This window comes from Streptomyces sp. SID3212 (assembly GCF_009865405.1).
Taxonomy (GTDB): domain Bacteria; phylum Actinomycetota; class Actinomycetes; order Streptomycetales; family Streptomycetaceae; genus Streptomyces.
The window spans coordinates 42,971-60,010 of record NZ_WWJY01000167.1 but is presented as its reverse complement, the minus strand read 5'-3'; the positions used below and the strand labels follow the sequence as shown (position 1 = coordinate 60,010).

General features: G+C 70.7%; 18 protein-coding genes and 1 tRNA gene. 6 read left to right on the top strand and 13 right to left on the bottom strand.

Features of this window, described 5'->3' with window-relative positions:
- Positions 1-1,106 (top strand): tetratricopeptide repeat protein (locus GT042_RS04705; RefSeq protein WP_161307421.1); only part of this gene is annotated, 1,106 nt, incomplete at its 5' end.
- Positions 1,107-1,260: 154 nt separating this feature from the next.
- On the opposite strand, the gene hppD is transcribed toward GT042_RS04705, so the two are convergent.
- On the bottom strand, positions 1,261-2,415 hold the full coding sequence (hppD, locus tag GT042_RS04700; protein ID WP_161307420.1) for a 4-hydroxyphenylpyruvate dioxygenase: 1,155 nt from the start codon (positions 2,413-2,415) through the stop codon (positions 1,261-1,263).
- A gap of 165 nt (positions 2,416-2,580) precedes the next feature.
- Here hppD and GT042_RS04695 point away from each other — a divergent pair, with 165 nt between their 5' ends.
- From GT042_RS04695 to GT042_RS04680, 4 genes are all read left to right on the top strand, one after another.
- The gene (locus tag GT042_RS04695) at positions 2,581-3,060 is read left to right on the top strand and encodes an Lrp/AsnC family transcriptional regulator (RefSeq protein ID WP_161307426.1); all 480 of its coding nucleotides are present in this window, start codon (positions 2,581-2,583) and stop codon (positions 3,058-3,060) included.
- 149 nt (positions 3,061-3,209) lie between these two features.
- Positions 3,210-3,806 (top strand): helix-turn-helix domain-containing protein, encoded by a 597-nt coding sequence (locus GT042_RS04690; protein WP_161307419.1) that lies wholly within the window; start codon positions 3,210-3,212, stop codon positions 3,804-3,806.
- Positions 3,807-3,881: 75 nt separating this feature from the next.
- Positions 3,882-4,103: a hypothetical protein gene (locus GT042_RS04685; RefSeq protein WP_161307418.1), complete on the top strand. Its 222-nt coding sequence runs from the start codon at positions 3,882-3,884 to the stop codon at positions 4,101-4,103.
- A complete protein-coding gene (locus GT042_RS04680; RefSeq protein WP_161307417.1) occupies positions 4,100-5,473 on the top strand; it encodes an MFS transporter in 1,374 nt (457 codons plus the stop codon). Before GT042_RS04685 ends, GT042_RS04680 begins: the two co-directional genes overlap by 4 nt.
- Here the strand turns inward: GT042_RS04680 and GT042_RS04675 are convergent.
- The 4 genes from GT042_RS04675 to GT042_RS04660 form a co-directional block, all read right to left on the bottom strand.
- Positions 5,412-6,200, bottom strand: coding sequence for a S16 family serine protease (locus tag GT042_RS04675; protein WP_161307416.1), 789 nt, complete (start codon positions 6,198-6,200; stop codon positions 5,412-5,414). The two genes, GT042_RS04680 and GT042_RS04675, sit on opposite strands and share 62 nt — an antisense overlap.
- 114 nt (positions 6,201-6,314) lie before the next feature.
- Positions 6,315-6,956, bottom strand: a complete 642-nt coding sequence (locus tag GT042_RS04670; RefSeq protein ID WP_161307415.1) for a helix-turn-helix domain-containing protein — start codon at positions 6,954-6,956, stop codon at positions 6,315-6,317.
- Positions 6,957-7,396: 440 nt separating this feature from the next.
- Positions 7,397-9,184 (bottom strand): DEAD/DEAH box helicase, encoded by a 1,788-nt coding sequence (locus GT042_RS04665; RefSeq protein WP_161307414.1) that lies wholly within the window; start codon positions 9,182-9,184, stop codon positions 7,397-7,399.
- A 164-nt stretch (positions 9,185-9,348) separates the two neighbouring features.
- The gene (locus tag GT042_RS04660; protein ID WP_161307413.1) at positions 9,349-10,806 is read right to left on the bottom strand and encodes an MFS transporter; all 1,458 of its coding nucleotides are present in this window, start codon (positions 10,804-10,806) and stop codon (positions 9,349-9,351) included.
- A gap of 214 nt (positions 10,807-11,020) precedes the next feature.
- On the opposite strand from GT042_RS04660, the gene GT042_RS04655 reads away from it, so the two are divergent.
- Positions 11,021-11,092, top strand: a tRNA-Cys gene (locus tag GT042_RS04655).
- 82 nt (positions 11,093-11,174) lie between these two features.
- On the opposite strand, the gene GT042_RS04650 is transcribed toward GT042_RS04655, so the two are convergent.
- From GT042_RS04650 to GT042_RS04615, 8 genes are all read right to left on the bottom strand, one after another.
- Positions 11,175-12,458, bottom strand: a complete 1,284-nt coding sequence (locus GT042_RS04650; RefSeq protein ID WP_161307412.1) for a site-specific integrase — start codon at positions 12,456-12,458, stop codon at positions 11,175-11,177.
- Between the two features lie 85 nt (positions 12,459-12,543).
- Entirely contained in the window at positions 12,544-12,759 is a 216-nt protein-coding gene (locus GT042_RS04645; protein ID WP_161307411.1) for an excisionase family DNA-binding protein, read from the bottom strand.
- 489 nt (positions 12,760-13,248) lie between these two features.
- Positions 13,249-14,724 carry an ATP-binding protein gene (locus GT042_RS04640; protein WP_161307410.1) on the bottom strand — a complete coding sequence of 492 codons (1,476 nt, stop codon included), beginning with the start codon at positions 14,722-14,724 and terminating at the stop codon, positions 13,249-13,251.
- Positions 14,725-14,726: 2 nt separating this feature from the next.
- Positions 14,727-15,575: a bifunctional DNA primase/polymerase gene (locus GT042_RS04635; RefSeq protein ID WP_161307409.1), complete on the bottom strand. Its 849-nt coding sequence runs from the start codon at positions 15,573-15,575 to the stop codon at positions 14,727-14,729.
- 182 nt (positions 15,576-15,757) lie between these two features.
- The gene (locus GT042_RS04630; protein ID WP_161307408.1) at positions 15,758-16,048 is read right to left on the bottom strand and encodes a hypothetical protein; all 291 of its coding nucleotides are present in this window, start codon (positions 16,046-16,048) and stop codon (positions 15,758-15,760) included.
- Positions 16,049-16,066: 18 nt separating this feature from the next.
- Positions 16,067-16,534 carry a hypothetical protein gene (locus GT042_RS04625; RefSeq protein ID WP_161307407.1) on the bottom strand — a complete coding sequence of 156 codons (468 nt, stop codon included), beginning with the start codon at positions 16,532-16,534 and terminating at the stop codon, positions 16,067-16,069.
- A gap of 20 nt (positions 16,535-16,554) precedes the next feature.
- Positions 16,555-16,749, bottom strand: a complete 195-nt coding sequence (locus tag GT042_RS04620; protein ID WP_161307406.1) for a hypothetical protein — start codon at positions 16,747-16,749, stop codon at positions 16,555-16,557.
- Between the two features lie 17 nt (positions 16,750-16,766).
- On the bottom strand, positions 16,767-17,018 hold the full coding sequence (locus GT042_RS04615; RefSeq protein ID WP_161307405.1) for a hypothetical protein: 252 nt from the start codon (positions 17,016-17,018) through the stop codon (positions 16,767-16,769).
- Between the last annotated feature and the right edge of the window lie 22 nt (positions 17,019-17,040).

Genomic DNA, 17,040 nt, shown 5'->3' with positions numbered 1-17,040 from the left:
GCTCTCGCGGGAAGGGCGCCTCCGAGGGCACGTCCGCCGGCGCGTCCGGCCGTACGGACGCGTTGATCGGTCTCGGCGCCCTCGCCAACGCCCGGCACGACTACGGCGCCGCCCGGAAGTGGGGCGAGGAGGTACGGAAGCGGGAGCCCGGCCGCTGGGCCGCGTACCCGGTCCTGATCGACGCGTACAACGGTCTCGGCGACTACGCGGCGGCGGGCAAGGCGCTCGACAAGCTCAAGAAACTCCACTCGGGCGCCCCCGTGCTGGAGCGGTCCGCGGAGATCTACCGGGACCGGGGCTGGCGCGAGGACGCGGAGGCGAAGGCCGCCCAGGCGTCGGCGCGCGCGGCGTCCCCGGTGGAGAAGGCCGAAGCACTGTCCACGCAGGGCGAGTTGTCCTGGGAGCGGGGCGAACCGGCGGAGGCGCTGGGGCACTACGACGCCGCGCTGAGAGCCGTACGCGACCACGCCGTGTCCCTGGCGGGGCGGGCGAGGGCGCTGGCGGCGCTGGGCCGTACTGAGGAGGCGTACGCGACGTACCAGCGGGCGAACGAGGAGATGCCGAGGCCCGAGTACGCCCTGGAACTGGGCGAGTTGTACGACGCGCGGGGGCTGGACGGCGACGCGCAGAGCCAGTACGCGGCGCTGCGCGCCCGCGCGGAGGAGGCGCAGGTGCAGGGCGTGAACGAGGAGTTGGTCCTCGCGCGCTTCGAGACCGACCACGGGGATCCGAAGTCGGCGGTGGAGCGGCTGCGGGCGGAGTGGGCGCGCGGGCACCGGAGCATGGAGGTCGCGGACGGGCTGGGGTGGGCGCTGTTCCGTACGGGGGAGGGCAAGGAGGCGCTCTCGTACGCGAAGAAGGCGACCGGACAGGGCAGGCGCAGCGCGCTGTTCGCGTACCACCGGGGGGAGATCGAGCGCTCGCTGGAGATGACGGGGGCCGCGCGCCGCCATCTGGAGGAGGCGCTGCGTACCCATCCGGCGTTCTCGCCGCTGCTGGCGCCGAAGGCGCGGGAGGCACTGGACGGGCTGGGGGAACCGGCGGCGGGTGGTCCCAAGGATCTGTACGGGAAGGCGGGTTCGGGTCTCTCGGCGAAGGCGGAGTAGGGCGGGGGGTGCGGTCGGGGGGTGCGGTCGGGAGACGTGGTCCGGGGGGTGGTCCGGGGACGGGCCGGGACCTGGACCGGGTACGGCCCCACGGGTCAGTTTCCGTGGGGCCGTACGGCGTCCAAGCGTTCAACACCCGTGCGGAAGCGGCACGTCAGAGATTGCCGCGCTTCTCCTGCTCGCGCTCGATCGCCTCGAAGAGCGCCTTGAAGTTGCCCTTCCCGAAGCCCATCGAACCGTGCCGTTCGATCATTTCGAAGAAGACCGTCGGGCGGTCCTGGACGGGCTTGGTGAAGATCTGGAGCAGGTAGCCGTCCTCGTCGCGGTCGACCAGGATCTTGAGCTCGCGCAGCGTCTCGACGGGGACGCGCGTCTCCCCCGCCCACTCGCCCAGCGTGTCGTAGTACGAGTCGGGGGTGTCGAGGAACTGGACTCCGGCGGCCCGCATGGCCTTGACGGAGGCGACGATGTCGTTCGTCGCGAGCGCGATGTGCTGGACGCCGGCGCCGCCGTAGAACTCCAGGTACTCGTCGATCTGCGACTTCTTCTTGGCGATGGCGGGCTCGTTGATGGGGAACTTCACCTTGAGCGTGCCGTCCGCGACGACCTTCGACATGAGGGCGGAGTACTCGGTGGCGATGTCGTCGCCCACGAACTCCTTCATGTTGGTGAAGCCCATCACCTGGTTGTAGAAGCCCACCCACTCGTTCATGCGCCCGAGTTCGACGTTGCCGACGCAGTGGTCGACGGCCTGGAAGGTGCGCTTGGCGGGAGGCTCGACGATCGGGTCGGCGGCGGTGAAGCCCGGCAGGTAGGGGCCGTCGTAGCCGGAGCGCTCGACCAGGGTGTGGCGGGTCTCGCCGTACGTGGCGATGGCGGCGCGGACGACGGTGCCGTGCTCGTCCTTGCTCTCGTACGGTTCCTCGATGCCGCGTGCGCCGTGCCCGGTGGCGTAGGCGTAGGCGGCCCGGACGTCGGGCACCTCGATCGCCAGGTCGACCACGCCGTCGCCGTGCTCGGCGACGTGCGCGGCGAGGAAGCGGCCCCAGTCGGTCGAGGGCTTGATGACGGACGTGAGGACGAAGCGGGCCGAGCCGTTGGTGAGGACGTAACTCGCGGTCTCGCGGCTGCCGTTCTCCGGTCCCGCGTAGGCGACGAGTTTCATGCCGAAGGCCGTGGCGTAGTAGTGCGCGGCCTGCTTGGCGTTGCCGACGGCGAAGACGATCGCGTCCATGCCCTTGACCGGGAAGGGGTCGGCGGCGCGCGCGGTGTCGGGAGCGGTACCGAGGTGCATCGAGGTGTCTGCCATGGGCTCAGCGTCACCCGGTTCCACAAGGTGCGCAACAGTTCGCGGCTTCGCTGGGCAATCTGTCCGGTGGGGGGCGAGAATGACGGGGCGATCTGCACAGAGTGACCATGGAGCGGCCATGGAGCGGCCATGGAACGGCCATGGTTCGACCTCGGGGAGACGGTCTTGGGTATCGACGGGCTCGACGGCAGGCTGATCGTGCTGCTGGCGCGGGAGCCCCGGATCGGGGTGCTGGAGGCCTCGCGACGGCTCGGGGTGGCGCGCGGGACCGTACAGGCGCGGCTGGACCGGCTCCAGTCGCAGGGGGTGATCCGGGGGTTCGGCCCGACGGTGGATCCGGCGGCGCTCGGCTACCCGGTGACGGCCTTCGCGACGCTGGAGATCAAGCAGGGGCAGGGCGCGGACGTTCGGGCCCACCTGGCGACCGTTCCCGAGGTGCTGGAGCTGCACACCACGACGGGGCAGGGCGACATGCTGTGCCGGCTGGTGGCGCGCTCGAACGCGGATCTCCAGCGGGTGATCGACCGGGTGGTGGGGTTCGAGGGGATCATGCGGGCGTCGACGGCGATCGTGATGGAGAACCCGGTGCCGCTGCGGATCATCCCGCTGGTGGAGCAGGCGGCGGGGGATTCGGCGCTCGACTGATCGGTGCACTCGGCCGATCGGGTGCACCGGCCGATCGGGTGCATCGGTCGACCGGGTGCATCGGTCGACCGGGTGCAAAGGAGTGGCTGCAAAAGATTGGTTGCAAAGAAACCCTTGCATCGAGTTCTTTGCATGTCTATCGTGGAGGCATGTCAGAAGCTCAGCAGCCCCCGGCCGGTGGCGACGTCCACGACCTTGATCCGCGCAGCCTGCGTGGACTCGCCCATCCGATACGGATGCGTCTGCTCTCCACCCTGCGACACCAAGGTCCCGCCACCGCCTCCCAGTTGGCCGAGCGGCTCGGCGAGTCCAGCGGTGCGACCAGCTACCACCTGCGGCAACTGGCGACGTACGGATTCGTGGAGGACGTGCCGGAGCTCGGCAAGGGTCGGGAGCGCTGGTGGAAGGCGGCCCGGCGGGGCGTCACCTTCGACCGCTCGCTCTACACCGATGTCGACCCGGAGACCCGTACCGCCCTGGAGGTGTTCCTCCAGGAACTGGCGAACTCCCACACCAGGGAGTTGTCCACCTGGATCGGCTCCATCGGTGACTGGCCCGTCGAATGGCACGGAGCCGCGAACGTCAGCGATTACACACTGCGGCTGACGCCCGAGCTGGCGACGGAGATGAACGCGAAAGCCCACGCCCTCATCGAGAGCTACCGGGACCGTGCCGTCCCGGAGGACGCAGAGAACGTGGCACAGGTGCGTGTCCATCTCCACGCGCTGCCGCAGACCGAAGACTGACGAGACCGTACCGACCGTTCCTCACGGCGCCGGGCACCTCGGCGCCCTTCATCGATCGCGACCCGGGGGTTCCTCATGCATGCCGACATTCACCTGATGCTGCACAGCGAGCACTCCACCGAGCTACGCGGGCAGGCCGACGAGAACCGGCGTGCCATGGCCGCCGCGCGCGCCGCCTCACCCGGGGAGCCGGACCCCGCGTCGCACGATCTCCGGGCACGGCTGGGCTGGACGATGGTCGAGCTGGGGCTGCGCCTCGCGAGCCGTCCCCCCGCGCGAGAAATCCCCCTCGCGTGAGCCGCCGGGAGGCGGCGCCCGCGGCCGGGTACGACAGGCGACCGCTGGCCGCGGTCCTCGCCGCCAACACCGTCTCCATCGCCGGGAGTTCGCTGACCCTGATCGGGGTCCCCTGGTTCGTCCTCCAGACCACGGGCAGCGCGGGGCGGGCCGGGATCGTCGCCTTCTGCGCGACGCTCCCGGTGGTGATCGCGGCCGTGGTGCTCGGCCCGGTCATCGACCGGCTGGGCCGGCGCCGGGTGTCCATCGCCTCCGACCTGGTGTGCGCGGTCGCGGTGGCCGCCGTCCCGCTGCTGCACTTCGCGGGGGTGCTGGAGTTCTGGATGCTGTGTGTGCTGATGGCCCTCAGCGGTCTGGTGCACACGCCCGGCCTCACGGCGCGTTCCGTCCTCGTCCCCGACCTCGCCGAGCGCGCCGGGACGACCATGCCCAGGGCCGCCAGCCTCCTCGACGCCGTCTCGCGCGGGGCCCGCATGCTCGGGGCGGCGCTCGCGGGTGTCCTGATCGCGTTCCTCGGCGCCGAGACGGTCCTGCTCCTGGACGCGGCGACCTTCCTGGTCTCGGCGGGGCTGACAGCCGCCGGGGTACGGGGCGTGCGCGCGGCCGAGCCGCAGCGCCTGGCACCCGTCTCCGTGAAGCGGTACCGCACGGAGCTGCGCGAGGGCTACGCCTTCCTGGTCCGCACGCGCCTGCTGCTGGGGATCACGGTCATGGTGATGATCACCAACGGTATCGACCAGGGCTGGGGCGCGGTCCTGCTGCCGGTCCACGCGCGGGAGGAACTGGGCGGCCCCACCGATCTCGGGCTGCTGACGGCCGTGTTCGGCGGGTGCGCGCTGCTCGGGGCCCTGCTGTACGGGGCGTTCGGCGACCGCTTCCCCCGGCGCGTGGTGTTCGCGGTGGCGTTCCTCATATGCGGGGCGCCCCGGTACGTGGTCGGGGCGCTGGTGGACGGGACGGTGCCGCTGGCGGTGACGATGGCGGCCGGCGGGCTCGCGGCCGGGGTGCTCAACCCGATCCTGACCACGGTCATCTTCGAGCAGGTGCCGGCGGAGCTGCGCAGCCGGGTGTCGGGGGTGACCATGGCGGGGGTGGAGATGACCATGCCGCTGGGCGGGCTGGTGGCCGGCCTCCTGGTGGACCGGGCGGGGCTGGGCGACGCGATGCTGGCCTTCGGGGGGATCTACCTGCTGGCGACGCTGAGCCCGCTGGTCTTCCCGGCCTGGCGGGACATGGAGCACAAGCCGGAACGGGACCGGGCGGGTGGCACTTCCGAGGAGGTGGCGGGCGCCGCCCCGGCCGCCGGGGTCAGCAGCCCGGGACCGAGCCGCCCTTCTCCAGCGCCCGCAGGGCCGACACCGCGCCCTTGAGGGTGGTGACGGGCACGAGCCGCATGCCCTTGGGCAGTTCGGCCTTGGCGTCCCCGCACTCGGCCTTCGGTACGAGAAAGACCGTGGCCCCGTCGCGGCCCGCGGCCTGGGTCTTCAAGGACACCCCGCCGACCGCGCCGACCTTGCCGGTCCCGTCGATCGTGCCCGTACCGGCGATGACACGGCCCCCGGTCAGGTCGCCGCCCGCGCCGTCACCGTCCAGCTTGTCGATGATGCCGAGGGCGAAGAGGAGCCCGGCGCTGGGGCCGCCCACGTCGGCGAGGTGCAGGCTGACGTCGACCTTCGCCGGGTCCTCGCCCAGGAAGCCGAGGGCGGCCTCGGTCGCGGAGTCCTGCGAGTCCACCATGTCGCGGGTGTTGTGCTGCTGGATCTCCCGGTCGGACTGGCCCGACGGGTAGACGGCGTCACGCGGCAGGACGGCCTCGTCGGTACGGAACCAGCCCTTGGCCACGTCCGCCAGGTCGACGTCGGCGGACGGGCCGGTCGCCACGATGGTCGTCAGCCGCAGCTGCCCCTTCGTCGTGCGGGTGGGCGCGCCCTTGATGGTGATGACCTCCTGCCCCTGGTCGGACCCGAGGACGTTCGCGGTCAGTCCGGGCTGCGCCACGGCGTACGGCAGCGGCGCGGCGCCCGCGACGGCGAGCAGCGCGACCACCGGGAGGGCGCAGAGACCGACACTGAGGGGGCGCGAGAAACGAGGAGGCACGCTGCCAATGTATCGGCCATCGCGGTGACGGGTTCGGGGTGGCCGGGGTCGGGGCGGGTCCGCCCCGTACCGGCCCGCCGCTCGCCCGCCACTCCCCCGGCGCTCCCCCACCCCTCAGCGCAGGGCGTCGGCCACCTCGCGGGCCGCGTCCACGACGCGCGGACCGACCCGTTCCGGCACGGAGTCGGCGAGCATCACCACTCCCACGCTGCCCTCTATGCCGGTCACCCCGATCAGCGCGGCGGCGGCGCCGCTGGCGCCCGCCTCCAGCTCGCCCTGGGTGAGGGTGCAGAGGGGCTCGGTGAGCGCGTTCTGCCGGGCGGCGAGGATGGCCTTGCCCGCGGCGCCCCGATCCAGGGCGTGCCGGAAGCCGGCCCGGTAGGCGACGTGGTAGTCGGTCCAGGTGGGTTCGACGACGGCGACGGCCAGGGCCTCGGCGCCGTCGACGAGGGTCAGGTGCGCGGTGGCCCCGATGTCCTCGGCCAGGGAGCGCAGGGCGGGCAGCGCGGCTTCCCGTACCAGCGGATGGACCTGGCGGCCCAGGCGCAGCACTCCGAGGCCCACCCGGGCCCGGCCGCCCAGGTCGCGGCGGACCAGCGCGTGCTGCTCCAGCGTGGCGAGCAGGCGGTAGACGACCGTCCTGTTGACGCCGAGCTTGTTGGACAGCTCGGTGACGGTCAGGCCGTGATCGGTGTCGGCGAGCAGTTTGAGGACACGCAGTCCCCGGTCGAGCGTCTGGGATGTCTCCGCGGTCACGACGCCCTCTCCTTCGGAGTGAGTGGCGACGGCTCTCTCATGGTGTGACGGCACCGGTCCCATCGGCGACGCACGGAGAGGCCGGCGGCGAGCCTTGGCGCACCGGCTGCGCTCCGAGGCGGTCTTGCCACGGGGCGTATGCATTGCGGGGACAGTAGCGATCGGCACCGCTGAGCGGAAGACCTCGTCCAGAATCCGGTCACGGGAGGTGAGTTACGCCGCGTTCCGCACCCAAAACGGAATGAAAAAGCACTTCTGAGGAACAGTCGGCTTATATCGGGCGCGGGATCGCACACCCTTCCCCGGCGCGGTCCTCGCACCGGGGAGTGCTCCTACCGGGGTGTCCTCGTAGCGGGAAGTCCTCGTACCGGGGTGTCCTCGTAGCGGGAAGTCCTCGTACCGGGGTGTCCTCGTACCGGGGAAGGGAACGGGCGGCGGAGTCACCGCATCCGGGTGGCCCACTCCTGGACCTTCTTGACCCGTTCGCGCAGCTGGCCGGCGGTCGCCTCGGCGCTGGGCGGTCCCCCGCACACGCGGCGCAGTTCGGTGTGGATGACGCCGTGCGGCTTGCCGCTCTGGTGGACGTACGCGCCGACCATGGTGTTCAGCTGCTTGCGCAGCTCCAGCAGCTCCTTGTGGGAGACCACGGGCCGCCGCTCGGCGGGCAGTTCCAGCAGGTCCGCCTCGGTGTCGGGCTTCTTGCGGCTGTGCGCGATCTGCCGGGCCTGGCGCTTCTGGAGCAGCATCTGCACCTGGTCGGGTTCCAGCAGTCCGGGGATGCCGAGGTAGTCCTGCTCCTCCTCGCTGCCCGGATGCGCCTGCATGCCGAACTCGGCACCGTCGTAGAGGACCCGGTCGAAGACGGCGTCGGACTCCAGGGCCTCGAAGGGCAGCGACTCCTGCTCGCCGGTGTCCTCGTCCTGCTGCTTCTCGGCCTCCGCCATCTCCTTCTCGGACTCGGCGTACGGGTCGTCCTCACCGGCCTTCTTCGGCTTGTCGAGGACGTGGTCGCGCTCGACCTCCATCTCACCGGCGAAGCCGAGGAGGTTCGGGATGGTCGGGAGGAAGACGGACGCGGTCTCGCCCCGGCGCCTGGAGCGCACGAAACGGCCGACGGCCTGGGCGAAGAAGAGGGGCGTGGAGATCGTGGTGGCGTACACGCCGACGGCCAGGCGCGGCACGTCGACGCCCTCCGACACCATGCGGACGGCGACCATCCAGCGGTCGCCGCTGTGGGTGAAGTCGTCGATGCGCTTGGAGGCGCCGGTGTCGTCGGAGAGCACGACGGTCGCCTTGTCCCCGGTGATCTCCCGGATGAGCTTGGCGTACGCGCGCGCCGAGTCCTGGTCGCTCGCGATGACGAGCCCGCCCGCGTCCGGGATGCTCTTGCGCACTTCGGTGAGCCGCTGGTCGGCGGCGCGCAGGACGTTCGGCATCCAGTCGCCGCGCGGGTCGAGCGCGGTGCGCCAGGCCTGGGAGATCGCGTCCTTGGTCATCGGTTCGCCGAGCTTGGCGGCGATCTCGTCGCCGGCCTTGGTGCGCCAGCGCATGTTGCCGCTGTAGCTCAGGAAGATGACGGGGCGGACGACGCCGTCGCCGAGGGCGTTCCCGTACCCGTACGTGTAGTCGGCGGACGAACGGCGGATGCCGTCGTTGCCCTCCTCGTACGCGACGAAGGGGATGGGGTTCGTGTCGGACCGGAACGGCGTACCGGTGAGGGCGAGGCGCCGGGTCGCGGGCTCGAACGCCTCCAGGCACGCTTCGCCCCAGGACTTGGAGTCACCGGCGTGGTGGATCTCGTCGAGGATGACGAGCGTCTTGCGCTGCTCGCACTTGTTGCGGTGGAGCATGGGCCGGACGCCGACACCCGCGTACGTGATGGCGACGCCGTCGTACTCCTTGCTCAACGGACCGGCGCTGTAGTCGGGATCGAGCTTGATCCCTATCCGCGCGGCCGCCTCCGACCACTGCTTCTTGAGGTGCTCGGTGGGCGCGACGACGGTGATCTGCTGGACCACGTGGTGGTGCAGCAGCCAGCTGGCGAGGGTCAGCGCGAAGGTCGTCTTCCCGGCGCCGGGCGTCGCGACGGCGAGGAAGTCCCTGGGCTGCTCCTGGAGATACCGCTCCAGCGCCCGCTCCTGCCAGGCACGCAGCTTGTTGGCGGTACCCCAGGGGGCCCGGCCGGGGAAGGCGGGTGAGAGGTGGTGGGAGGAGGCGGTAGTAGTCACGGTCTCCGGTTCGGACGTGGGTGTACGGGCGATCGCGCCGCGCGGGGCTCGCCCGACCGGCTTACGTACGACAACCGGGCCACCCTATCGGGGGCCCGGGGAGATCCTCGTACGAACGGGGGCCGGGTCGCACGGGTGCGGCGAGGGTCACACCCGCGGGCCCCTCAGGCCCGTACGGGACGTACGCGGGTCGCCACCCACACCCCCACCAGCGCCACCGCGGCCATCGGCAGGAAGACCGCCGCGAACGCCGTCGGGTGGGAACCCGTCGCGGTGGAGACCGCGTGGCCGCTCATGGAGCCGCCGCCCAGTGCGGCGAACGCCGCGCCGCCCACCGCCAGCAGCAGCACGTTCGACAGGCCGTCGGCGATCTGGAGCGCGGCCGAGTTGAGGCCCGCCTCCTCCGGCGCGGAGAGCTTGAGGAGCAGCACGCTCGTCGAGGCGAGGACGAGGCCCATGCCGAGGCAGCCCACCCCCCACGCCACGCCGACGATCCAGACGGGGACGGACTGGATCAGTACGGTCGGCGCGGTCGCGATCGCGGCGGCGACCAGCACCATGCCGCCCGTCATGAGCCGCACCCGGTACGGCTCCGCACGCGGCCTGGACTGGATGTACGAACCGAGCGCCCAGGTCAGGCCGCCCACCGCGAGCGAAAGGCCGGCCATCGTCGGCGACAGTCCGCGCTCGGTGACCAGCATCAGCGGTACGAAGCTCTCGGCGGCGATGAACGACCCGGCGGACACCCCGCGGAGCAGGATCACGGCGGGCAGACCACGAGTGGCGCGCCAGGTCCCGGCCGGCAGCAGCCCGAGAACGGCGGGGACCAGAAAGGCCGTCCCGGCCACGGCGGGAAGGAGCGACAGAGGACGCAGATCCTGGGCGGCGTACTGAAGGAGCGCGGCGCCGAGCGAGATCCCGAGCGCGAGGCGGATCCGGCGGCGGTCGAAGGCGGGCGCGGGCCCGGAGGCGTCGGCGGGCCCGGAGGCCATGCGCCGTATCGCGGGCAGGGCGAGGACCAGCGGCAGCACGATGAGGACGGGAATGCCGAGGAAGACCCAGCGCCAGCCGAGGTGCTCGGTGACGGTGCCGGAGGCGAGCGGCCCGACGACGGAGGGGATCACCCAGCTCGCGGCGAACGCGGCCATGATCGCGGGCCGCAGCCGTTCGGGGTAGGCGCGGCTGATGGTGACGTACAGCGCGACGATGACCAGTCCCCCGCCGAGCCCCTGCACGGCCCGGCCAAGGATGAACAGCGCCATCGTGCCGGCCGTGCCGGAGAGCAGCAGCCCGGCGGCGAAGGCGGAGATGCCGGTGGTGAGGGGGGCGAGGGGCCCGTTCCTGTCGGCCCACTGACCGGACAGGACCATCGCGAAGAGGCTGGTGGTGAAGTACGACGAGAAGGCGAAGGCGTACAGCGAGATCCCGTGCAGCTCCCGCGCGGCCACCGGCATCGCGGTCCCGACGGCGGTCGCCTCGAAGGCGATGAGCAGCACGACGGACACGATCCCGATACTGAGCGCCCGGTGAACCGGCCCCAGCACCCCGTCCTGCCCGGGAAGCTCTCGTGCGGGCAGGTCGGCGGAGGCGACGGCGGCGTCGCCGGGTTCCAGGGCGGTCATAAGGCCAGGGTAAGGGGCATGAGCCTCATTGATACCTGTCGGAGGACGGATCCCCCTGGTCCCTTGGTCGTACACCCACACCCCCACCTCCCCACCCCACCCCGCCCTCCCCTCCCCACCCCGCATGAACGGAGTGTGGCAGTCCCGTTGCACACCCCCCACGCCCCTTGAGCGTGACGACGCGCACGCCTACGGTCATCACCAGTGAGAGCACGGCCGTGTGCCCGAGTGGTTCAGGGGCTCGCCTGCAAAGCGAGTTACGTGGGTTCGATTCCCGCCACGGCCTCAAATGACCTGACCAGGCAAAAGAAAAGGGCGGCACCCATCCGGGGTGCCGCCCTTTTCAGTGGTCCGTCTCAGTTCCCGTCTCAGTTGGCCGGTACCAGGGCCCCGGCCGCACCGTCGTCGTCATCGTCCGGCCGGCGCGTCTCAGGCTTCCAGATCAGACCATCGACCTGCCGCGCGATGTCGGTCCGTACAGCGTCCACCATGTGCTGATACCGGGCGGCCATGGCCGTGGTTGACCACCCCATGAGACCCATGACGGCGCGCTCGGGGACACCGAGGATGAGCAGGACCGTGGCGGCCGTATGGCGCGCGTCGTGCAACCGACCGTCCCGTACGTTCGCCTCCGTCAGGAGAACCTTCCACTCACTCCAGTCCCGACGATGGGACGGACTACGCCCGTGCTCGTCCGGGAACACCAGGCCGTTCTCCTCCCATCGCTTCCCGGCCGCGCCGCGCTCGGCTTCTTGCGCCCTCAGGTGGGCCCGGAGCAGGTCAACGAGCTGTTCGGGAAGTCCGACCGCCCGACGGCCGGCGCGCGACTTGGTGACGGACAACTCCGGGTTGATCCGGCGTTTCTGCGGGCAGTACCCGGCGGCCTTGCGTCCGCAGGGCTCGGGGCACCCGTGGGCGTACTGCGGACGGTGGCGACTACGGCGGACCACAAGAAACCCGCCGTCAAGGTCCACGTCCACCCACTGCAACGCCAGCACTTCCCCTTGGCGCAGACCGAGGGCGAGAGCGACGGCCCACCGCGCGGAGTTGCGGCGTTGGCCAGCGGCCTTCAACAGCCGCTGAACGTCTTGGACGCTGTAGGGCTCCACCTCGTAGTCCCCGGTCTTCGGCGCCTTAGCCAACTGAACCGGGTTCTTGCCGAGATGACCGCGCCGCACGGCCTCGTTCAGCGCGGTACGGAAAGTTCGATGCACCTGGTGAGCAGTCGCAGGCTTGCTGCCGTTGGCCTGCATCTTGGCGTAGAACACTTCGATGTGCTCGGGCTTGAGCCTGTCGAGACGGTGGGACCCCAAGCCGGGAATGAGGTGCTTCCGGACGGCCACGCCGTACCCGACCATCGTGTTGTCGTTAACCGCGAGGGGCGCGACGTTCTCGATCCAGTGCGTCAGCCACGCCTTGACCGTCCATGCCTTGCCGGGCTTCCGCACGGTCTTGGCGTCACGCTGTTTCTCCAACTCGCTTACGGCGGCTGTTACTTCGGCGCGCGTCTTGCGCTCGACATGACGGCGGTCCGGCGAGCCGTCGTCGCGGACGCCTACGGTGACACGGCCGTGCCATTTGCCGTCCTTACCGAAGTAGATCGAGCTTCGGCCGTTGGGCTGGCGAGTGCGCTTCTTCTTGTCCTCTGCCACTGGCAGGCTCCTGTTTCTTGGGTGTCGGGATGGGGACCGGGGCGGCGGGCTGTCCTGTCCGGGAGTGCTGCCGCCCCGGGCGTGGTCAAGCGGCTCGTTTGGCCGCACGTCGGCGGGCGAGGTATGCGGCCGGTGCGTCTGCGGGGACGCGACGGAGACGGCCGATGTCGATGGACTCCAGTTCGCCGGCGCGGATGAGCGCGAAGCACGTGGTGCGGCCGATGCGGAGTCGGCGGGCCGCCTCCTCGACCGTGAGCAGTACGAGGGTGTTGTCGAATGCGTCGGCAGGGGCCGTGTCCATGCGAGATCTCCCAGGGGGCGAGGAGCGGACTTTCGGGGGCCTTGCGGAGGTGGCGGATGACGCCTCTGTCCGAGGTGCGGATTTCTGCGTCATTGCGTCATCCGCGTCATTCGGGCTTCTGACCTGCGGTTTTAAGTGACGCAGGAGGCGAGTCCTGCGTCATGGGTGCGTCATGGGCTGCGTCATCCGTGACGCAGCCCATGACGCAGATGACGCAGGATGACGCAGGCACGGCCGTCTGCGTCATGGCTGTAGCCGCAGCTCAGGGGCCGTTTCCCGGCTCGCATGACGCAGATGACGCAGCGTCTTCCCTCTTAGGAAAGAGAGAGGGGGTGTCTGCTGTAGTGCGGTGCCGCTCAGAACGTGAAGAAGGTGCCGCTACGCGGCGCGACCTTGGCACGGCGCACGGCGCCGAACAGCAAGAAGAGCACCCCGTCGGGCTGGGCGATGGTGCTCTTCTTGCTTGTCCGCGTGAGCGTGGGGGCGGGGTCAGTACATCCGCTGTTGCTCGTGTGGGGACGCCGGGGCGGGGCGGGTCATTTCCAGGTATCGGCCCTCGCTGGTGCGGCCCGTGTCGATGAGGACGCCCCGGGCAGCGAGAGTGGGTTGTAGGCGCTTGAGACGGTCGGAGAGCACCTTGCCCGTGGTCGGCCAACCCTTGGGCAGCGGGCGGCAGTCGTCGCCGCTGTACAAGCGACTGAGACAGCTGAGCCACTCCGTGGACGTCATCCGCTGCACCGTGCCCGGCTCGATGGTCTCGGCGTGACGGAGGACAGTCTGTGCCAACAGGTCGCCCTCGATCACGTCGTCGTTCAGATCGTCCAGCCTGGCCCGGTACGCGGCCAGAGCCCCGAGCCCGGTGGCCGCATCGAGCTGCGCGCACAGATGGGCGAAGTCGGCCATCCGCAGGTCGGTGGGGGTCTCCGCCTGCGCCGCGCGGACCCTGACGGTGAGGTCCAGCAAGGACCCGAGCACGACGGGCAGCACTTCCGCGTACTCCGCCCACAGTTCGGCCTCGGTCCGCCTCACCTTGGGGCGTTCCAGGCGGAGCGGTAGGAGGCGTTCGGCGAGGTCGGGACGGATGACGCCGACGTCAATGCCGGTCAGGAGCAGCGGGCGGCGGTAGCCGACGCGGAAGACGTCTCCGTCGGTGAACAGGGCGCGCTTGACGCTCTCGGCCCCGGTGACGATGCAGCACATGGCGTCGGACAGGTCCGGCGTCATGTGCGAGAGGTTGTCCAGGGCGGTGACCCATCCGGCCGCCACCGCCGCGATCAGGTTCTCCTCATCCTTCGGGGCCCTGCGCAGATCACCGCTCATGCCCTCGATGATCCGCACGAGCATCCGGCCGCCCGTGGACTTCCCGGCGCCCTGGGGGCCGGTGAGGAACGGGGCGGGGACGGGCACGGACGGACCGAGACAACCGATCAGCCACGCAATGGCCAGGCACTCGGTTTCCGCGCCGGCGAAGTTGCACAGCCGCATCAGCAGATCGATGCCCTTGCCGTTCGTGTCCTTGACAGGCAGAGGGAGCTCCCCGGTGAGCTGGGTGCGCCGCCAGCACACCTCCTGCGGGTTGGGAGTGACGATGTCCCATCCGGTGGGGTGGATGCGGACGGACTGCCCGTCGTCGCGGCCCAGGTCCAACCAGGTCGCCCCGTCGAATCCGGGGGCGACGCGGATGTGCACGGGCTGCACGTCCTCGGACAGCGCGAGCGCCTCGATCAGGTCCAACGCCTCTTTCAGCGCGGTCCCGTTGAACACGCCTCGCCCGTCGCGGAAGAGACCGACCATGAGTTCCTGCCGGTGACTGCCGGTCGTGCCCTGGGAGCGGATCGGGCGGGCAACGGGCTGGCCGTTCTTCTGCGCGTATACGGTCCCGTCCGGCGTACGGAAGTACCGGAAGTGGGACTGCGCGTAGTCGGTGATGATCTCGCGGGCCGGGTTCTTCTCGTCGTCAGCCATGGTCACAGTCCCAACCTGGTGAGGGCGTTGGTCCACGCGTCCGTGCAGTGCCGGGGCGATTCGCCTTTGGCCTGCGCGGCGGCAAACAGCCGGGCGACGTGCGTGTCGGTGAGGCAGCCGCACTGCCCGTGCGTGGCCAGCACCGCGAGGAACGTCCGGTACACAGTCGCGTGCACCGCCTCCCGGGCGCCGGTAATCTGCCGCTCCGCCATCGCAATGCCACGATCCAGGAACACGGACGTACGGTGTCGGCACTCCCCGTTCCCGCCCCCCAAGGGCACTGAGACGGCCTGTGGCGCCCTGCGGGCCGGAGGGGGGTCCGTTAGTGCCAAGGCGCGCACAGAGTCCGGGAGAGCGGCCATGGCGCCGACGCCCCATCCGAGCCAACGGGCGTATGCCATAAGGGACTTGATGTCGACCCCGGGCCGTACGGCGTTGGCGGAGGGCATGGCGCCCCGGTAGATCCAGTGGTCCCCCCGGGTCGTTGCCACGGTCCGGGTCGCGGGCAGTGTCGCGCGGGCCCACGCGACGGCCGCCGCGTTGTCGAGGTCGACAACGGTCAGCCCGGCACCTCCGGGGTGGTAGGCGACCGCCGCCGCCTGCCGCCATGCGGCGCCCCACTGGGGCGAGTTGAGGACGTGCGGGTCGGTGGTGGCGGCGGCCCACGCGTGGCACGGCGCGGGGCACCGGCAAGGGCCCGCCAACTTCATGTTGGGCCGCCCACCGCAGGCGCCGTCCTTGCAGGAACGGCAGTTACCGAACGGTACCTTTCCCGCCCGCAGGGGCAGGACCGGGATACCGGCCGCCGCGAGGGCGAGGGCGGCACGCGCTGTGTTCGTGGCCGCGTTCACGAGAGCAGATCCAGAGGACGTGAGCGAAGCACTCGCCCCGTTCGAGTGGCAGGGGCGAAAGCGTCCTCGCCGATAACGCGCTGTTGCGTCATGCTGTAGGTCTCCTGTCTGCAACGTCGGGATACGGAGACCGTGGGCGGCGGGCTGTCCTTGTCCGGGAGTGCCGCCGCCCACGGGCAGAGCTAGAAGGGCGGTTCGTCGCTGTAGCCGCCGGTCCCCCACGGGTCACGGCCGCTGTGACGGCGGCGCAGCCACCGGGGCCGGCGCGGGAGCGGCAGCAGAACCATGTGCCACTCCGTCCAGCAGTGGCAGGTCTCCCACTCGGTGCCCTCGTACTCGCCGGTCTCGGGGTGGCCGTAGTCGTGCGGGATGCCACCCACGCCGTCGCAGTCACGGCAGTCCGGGCGGGGCGCGTCGGTCAGGGCCAGCGCGCGGCGCGGCCAGTCAATGACCTTGATGCGCAGTCGGATCACGGGTGTTGGACTCCCTTATCAGCCGTAGAACTTGTTCCGCTTGATGACGGCCTTGCGGATGTTGACCGTGGTCCCGCCGCAGTGGCCGCGCACGCCGAAGACCTGCACGGCGATCCAGCCGCCGAAGATGACGGCGGCGAGGATGACGAGTTGGGTGATCAGGGCGGTGAGGGCGGTGATGAACGCGGTGAGCATGAGCAGTCCGCCGCACACGGCGAGGAACCCGACGCCCCCGAGCGCGATGTTCACCACCGCCCGCGAGACAGCCGGCTTGGCGGCGAGCGGTTCGGGCTGGGCGGGCTCGATGGCGTAGCCGGTGACGACGCGGCCGTCAGGGAGGACGATGGTCGCCACGGTCGGGACGGTGTCCGGCTGTACGGGCATGAGCGGAGCCGTGCGGGCGGGGACGATCGGGGTGGGTGTGTGGACTTCGACGGCCGCCGTCTCGTGTCCGGTCGGACGGCCGTACGCGGTGGGTTCGTTCACGGTGCTGGTCTCCCTTGGGGTCAGCGGCCGATGCCGGGCACGGCGTGGGTGAAGTCGGTGACGAGCTGGTTGACGGTGTCGGCCGCGTCGGTACCAGCGAGGTAGAAGCCGAAGAGCGCGACAACCACGGCCGCACCGGCGCCCACGGCCTTGAAGCGCAGCAGCAGCACGACGACGACGGCGAGCAACACAACGAGCGAGATGGTGATTTCCACGGGGCCTCCGGGTGGGGTCAGCGGGTGCCGGCGCGGTAGGTGCGCGCGGCACGGTTGTAGATCCAGCGGCCAATGCGTATGCGCTTGCCGGTGGCGTCGCAGCGGCGGCAGTCACGGCCGCGCTTGGTCTTGCCCTTGCGGTCGGTCTTGAAGTCGTGGCCCATGCCGTCGCACTTGCGGCAGTCCCCGAAGGGGCTCAGCCAGCACTTGACGACGTAACCGAGGGTGACTATCAGCAGGAAGGCGACAGCGAGCGCGACAAGGCTCATCAGGGGGCCTCTCAGGGGGTGG

Excerpts from the sequence above, each read along its gene's own strand:
- GT042_RS04685 (WP_161307418.1), top strand. The coding sequence starts at position 3,882 with ATGCATGCCGACATTCACCTGATGCTGCACAGCGAGCACTCCACCGAG.
- GT042_RS04640 (WP_161307410.1), bottom strand. The coding sequence starts at position 14,724 with ATGGCTGACGACGAGAAGAACCCGGCCCGCGAGATCATCACCGACTAC.
- GT042_RS04615 (WP_161307405.1), bottom strand. The coding sequence starts at position 17,018 with ATGAGCCTTGTCGCGCTCGCTGTCGCCTTCCTGCTGATAGTCACCCTC.
- GT042_RS04660 (WP_161307413.1), bottom strand. The coding sequence starts at position 10,806 with ATGACCGCCCTGGAACCCGGCGACGCCGCCGTCGCCTCCGCCGACCTG.
- GT042_RS04690 (WP_161307419.1), top strand. The coding sequence starts at position 3,210 with ATGTCAGAAGCTCAGCAGCCCCCGGCCGGTGGCGACGTCCACGACCTT.
- hppD (WP_161307420.1), bottom strand. The coding sequence starts at position 2,415 with ATGGCAGACACCTCGATGCACCTCGGTACCGCTCCCGACACCGCGCGC.
- GT042_RS04645 (WP_161307411.1), bottom strand. The coding sequence starts at position 12,759 with ATGGACACGGCCCCTGCCGACGCATTCGACAACACCCTCGTACTGCTC.